The organism is Pseudomonadota bacterium, assembly GCA_022361155.1.
Lineage (GTDB): Bacteria > Myxococcota_A > Polyangia > Polyangiales > JAKSBK01 > JAKSBK01.
Window position 1 is genome coordinate 1 of record JAKSBK010000540.1, and the last position, 3,954, is coordinate 3,954.

3 protein-coding genes are annotated in these 3,954 nt (G+C 62.4%); 1 reads left to right on the top strand and 2 read right to left on the bottom strand.

Going from position 1 to position 3,954, the window contains the following annotated elements:
• Nucleotides 1-62: 62 nt before the first annotated feature.
• Together MJD61_20110 and ffh are read right to left on the bottom strand one after the other, a co-directional pair.
• Entirely contained in the window at nt 63-1,187 is a 1,125-nt protein-coding gene (locus MJD61_20110) for a carbohydrate-binding family 9-like protein (GenBank protein MCG8557567.1), read from the bottom strand.
• Between the two features lie 189 nt (nt 1,188-1,376).
• Nucleotides 1,377-2,957 (bottom strand): signal recognition particle protein, encoded by a 1,581-nt coding sequence (ffh, locus tag MJD61_20115; GenBank protein MCG8557568.1) that lies wholly within the window; start codon nt 2,955-2,957, stop codon nt 1,377-1,379.
• Nucleotides 2,958-3,182: 225 nt separating this feature from the next.
• Between ffh and MJD61_20120 the strand changes: the two genes are divergently transcribed.
• Nucleotides 3,183-3,954 (top strand): DNA polymerase I (locus MJD61_20120; protein ID MCG8557569.1); only part of this gene is annotated, 772 nt, incomplete at its 3' end.

The window sequence follows — 3,954 nt, forward strand, 5'->3', positions numbered from 1 at the left end:
GGAGATGGAGGTGCGCAACCCCGACGGCGAGACGATCTACGAGCTCCGGGCGGCCAACGAGCTCATGGATCAGGGGCGAACGCCACATAGCCGAAACGGTTGGGAACATGGAAATCACCAACCAATGGCGGTGACCAGCCCGTCGCTAGCTGGGTGTCCCCCCGCTGTCTGTCCATCACGAAAAAGTTCGCGCGCCAACGCCGTCCGTGGGTGCCTGCGATGCTCGGTGGTCCCTTTTCTCCCAGGCTTGCCCACGGCAGCGCGATTTCTACGGTGTAGCCCTGATCGGAAGTCTCGTCGTCAAGCCTGCCACGCAAGCCCACGGCGGCCTCGGCTCGACTGCTCCATTGCACGTGTCCGAAGGGCTTCGGTTGGCGCGGAGAGTCGTAGCGCGTGTCGAAGACGGTCCCTGCAGGGGAAACCTGGATCTCGAAATAGTCGCGTCCATCCCCGTCGGGATCCAGCATGATCTCGACCGTATCGTGCTTCCACAGGTGATCATCGTGCTTGTCGAGCGGAGCAAACAGATACGTGTCGGAAACGTCGAATGCGACGTAGAGCGCACTGTCATCGTAGAGCATCCGAACCGTTGCCCCGATCTGCGATCTGTTCCCGCTCACGGTGTGGACGAACCTGGCGCTCGGCACGGCTTCGTGCCAGCCCTTTTCGTCCAGCTTGCCGTCGATCGTAGGCTTGTGCGAGGTGCGGAGGGCGCTTAGGTCGGGTAATCCCGTGCTTGCCTTGGCTGGCGTGGCGGGCTGTACGGGCAGCGACAACACCAGCGCCCGGTGCTCTCCGTCGGTGTCGCCCTTGCTTACATGAAGGCGGTGCGGCCCATTCCAGAAACCCAGATAGAATCTCGCGTGTGTGTGGTTCCATTCTTTCGGTATCGTCAGCTCTTGTGCGTCCGTGATGTACTGGCCAGGCTTCCAGCGACTTGGAGGATAGAGCCTCCGAATGGGTCCGGTTCTATCCGCATTGAGTCGAGTTTGGTCAGTCGTGTCAGCCACGTGGGTGAATTGCGCCCATCCGGCTTCAAGCTCCTGGTCGGCGCGCCAGTACCACGTGAGCTTGATCAGCTTTCCGGCCTTGGCTTCGCTCGGGGTCATATCGTAGCCGAGAAGTGCGATCTTGTTCTCGAATACCACGTCAAGCGGGCGCTCCGGCTGCGGGGCGTTCCTGCTCACGAGCTGACGCAGCTGAGCCCGTGCCGCGGGGGAGGGTCCCTTGGATCGTTCGACGCACCCCACCGCGAAGCTCGCGCTGAGCGTCCCGACCAGTGCATGTAACAAGATACCAGCAATCGGGCATGCTCGCTCGCAGGGTCCGTACCTTAGACTCTCAACTATCAACATGCTGCTGTAATCCCTGCAGTGCTATCGGCGCGATCTTTTGCGAGCCTTCTTCTGGAGCTTACGCAGGTTTTTCTTCTTGTTACGGTTGTCGCTCCGGCTTCGTGCTTGCGCCGCTTTGGTTCCGGGTTTGCCGTCACCCACGACCGCTGCCTCGAGCAGCGAGTCCGCCAGGTTGGACATCATCGGATTGCCCTCGAAACCGCCGGTACGCACCACGTCACGCAGCTTCTGAGCAGCCGCCATTTGTTTCATGCCGGGTATCTTCTGCAGCATGCCGGCCTGTTGCCCGATGTCGTTCATCATCTTGCGCATGAACGCGAAGCGCTGCAGCAGCTCGGCAACATCCTTGGGATCGCGCCCGCAACCAACCGCCACGCGCTTCAGGCGCGTCGGCTGTGCCTGGAACAGGTCGGGGTCGGCGCGCTCGCGCCTGGTCATGGAGTTGACGATGGAACGAATACGCTGAAGCTCCTTGTCGTCAACCTGAAAGTTCTCGGGAACGCTTTCGGAAAAGAAGGGGATCTTCTCGAGCAGCCCTTGCAACGGACCCATCTGTTGGATCATCGTGATCTGCTCAAGGAAGTCCTCCAGGTTGAACCTGCCCTTGAGCATGCGCTGGGCGTCTTGCTCGGCCTTGTCCTGATCGACGACCTGCTCGAAGTCCTTCATGAGGCCTACGACGTCGCCGAAGCCGAGGATGCGACTGGCGATTCCCTCGGGACGGAACTCCTCGAGACGGTCGAGGTCTTCGCCTACCCCTGCGAATCGAACGGGCGCGCCCGTCACCTCACGCACCGACAGGGCGGCCCCTCCACGCGCGTCACCGTCGAGCTTGGTGAGCACAATGCCCGTCAGCTCGATGCGTTCGTGGAAACCAGCGGCCGTCTTGACGGCGTCCTGGCCTATCATGGCGTCTACGACCAGAAACACGTTTTGTGGCCGCGCGCGCAGACGGACCTCGGCGAGCTCTTGCATAAGCGGCTCGTCAATGGCCAGGCGTCCTGCCGTGTCGTAGATGATGGTGTCGCGTTTCAGTTTGCGGGCGTGCGGTGCAGCCTGCACGCAGACTTCGACCGGCGCCGCGTCCGGGATCGTGAACACAGGGACGTCGATGCGCTCGCCGAGGACCTGCAATTGCTCTACCGCACCAGGGCGCTGCAGATCCGCTGCTACCAGGAGCACTCTACGTCCTTGCTCCTCGGCGAAACGGGCCAGCTTGGCTGCTGTCGTGGTCTTACCCGAGCCCTGCAATCCGACGACCATGATGCCGGTCGTGGCAGGACGCTTGGCCCACTCGATCGGTGGGCCCTCCGTCGCCATGAGCGCTTCCAACTCGTCCTGGCAGATCTTTATGAACTGCTCGCTGGGGCCGATGCGCACCTTCTTGCCGCGAACCTGGGCGCGCGTCGCGATCACTTCGCCCACGGCCTTTTCTTTGACTCGGGCGAGGAACCGCTTCGTGACGCCGAGCTCGACGTCGGCCTCGAGCAACGATAGACGTACGTCGCGCAAGGCCTGTTCGAGGTTCTGTTCGTTCAGCTCCTGCAGGCCCGCAAGACGTTGCTTGGCGTTGCGGAATCCTTTGCTCAGGGCCTCAAACATCTGTCAAACGTCGGGTCAAGGCGGCCTCGGCCGGCAGGGATTTCCCGAGCCGGGCCTTTGTTTTGGGGCCCCCCAGAGAGCGCCGCACGGCGCTCTAGCATGTAGGCACCGAGTCATGCAAGTTGGCAAGGAGCCGGCCGGAGCCGGCCCGCGTTTGCAGGTTGCGCCCGTGCCGGGGCGCTCGGTTTTGAACGGGCCCGGAGATCTGTAGAATCGTGCCCGCCCATGAGCACAGCAGCCACAGGCCAGACAGCGCTTCCAGCGTGTGGCGATCCGGACACGCTTTATCTGGTGGATATCAGCGGTTACGTGTTTCGCGCCTATCATGCACTGCCGATGTTGACCACGGCGAGGGGGTTGCCGACCAATGCCCTGTACGGCGTCGCGACGATGCTGCTGAAGCTTGTGCAAGATCAGCGGCCGCGCAAGCTCGCGGTGGCAATGGACTGTCAGGGCCCGTCGTTTCGCAAGAACCTGTTCGGTGCGTACAAAGTGAACCGCCCGCCGGCACCACCCGAGCTAAAGGAGCAAATGGGTCGGGTCCGCGAGCTCGCGAGCAGCCTTTCCATGGCCGTTTTCGAGCGAGAAGAGGCGGAGGCCGACGATGTGATAGCTGCGCTGGTTCGCCAGGCGCTGGCTCAGGGCACGCCGGTGGTGATCGTCAGCGCGGACAAGGACTTGATGCAGCTGGTGGGCGACCAGGTGCTGCTGTTCGACTCGATGCGAGGACGTGTATACGGCCCCCGGGAGGTAGAGGCGAAGTTGGGGGTCCCGCCGGTTCAGGTACGGGATCTGCTGGCATTGATGGGCGACAGCTCCGACAACGTTCCCGGGGTTCCATCGGTGGGTCCCAAGACGGCTGTGGCTCTTTTGGCAGAGTACGGCACGCTGGACGGAATATACGCGAAGCTCGATCAGGTGAAGCGTCAGGGCCTACGCACGAAGCTCGAGCAACACAAGGCGCAGGCGTACCTGTCGCGCGACCTCGTTACGCTAC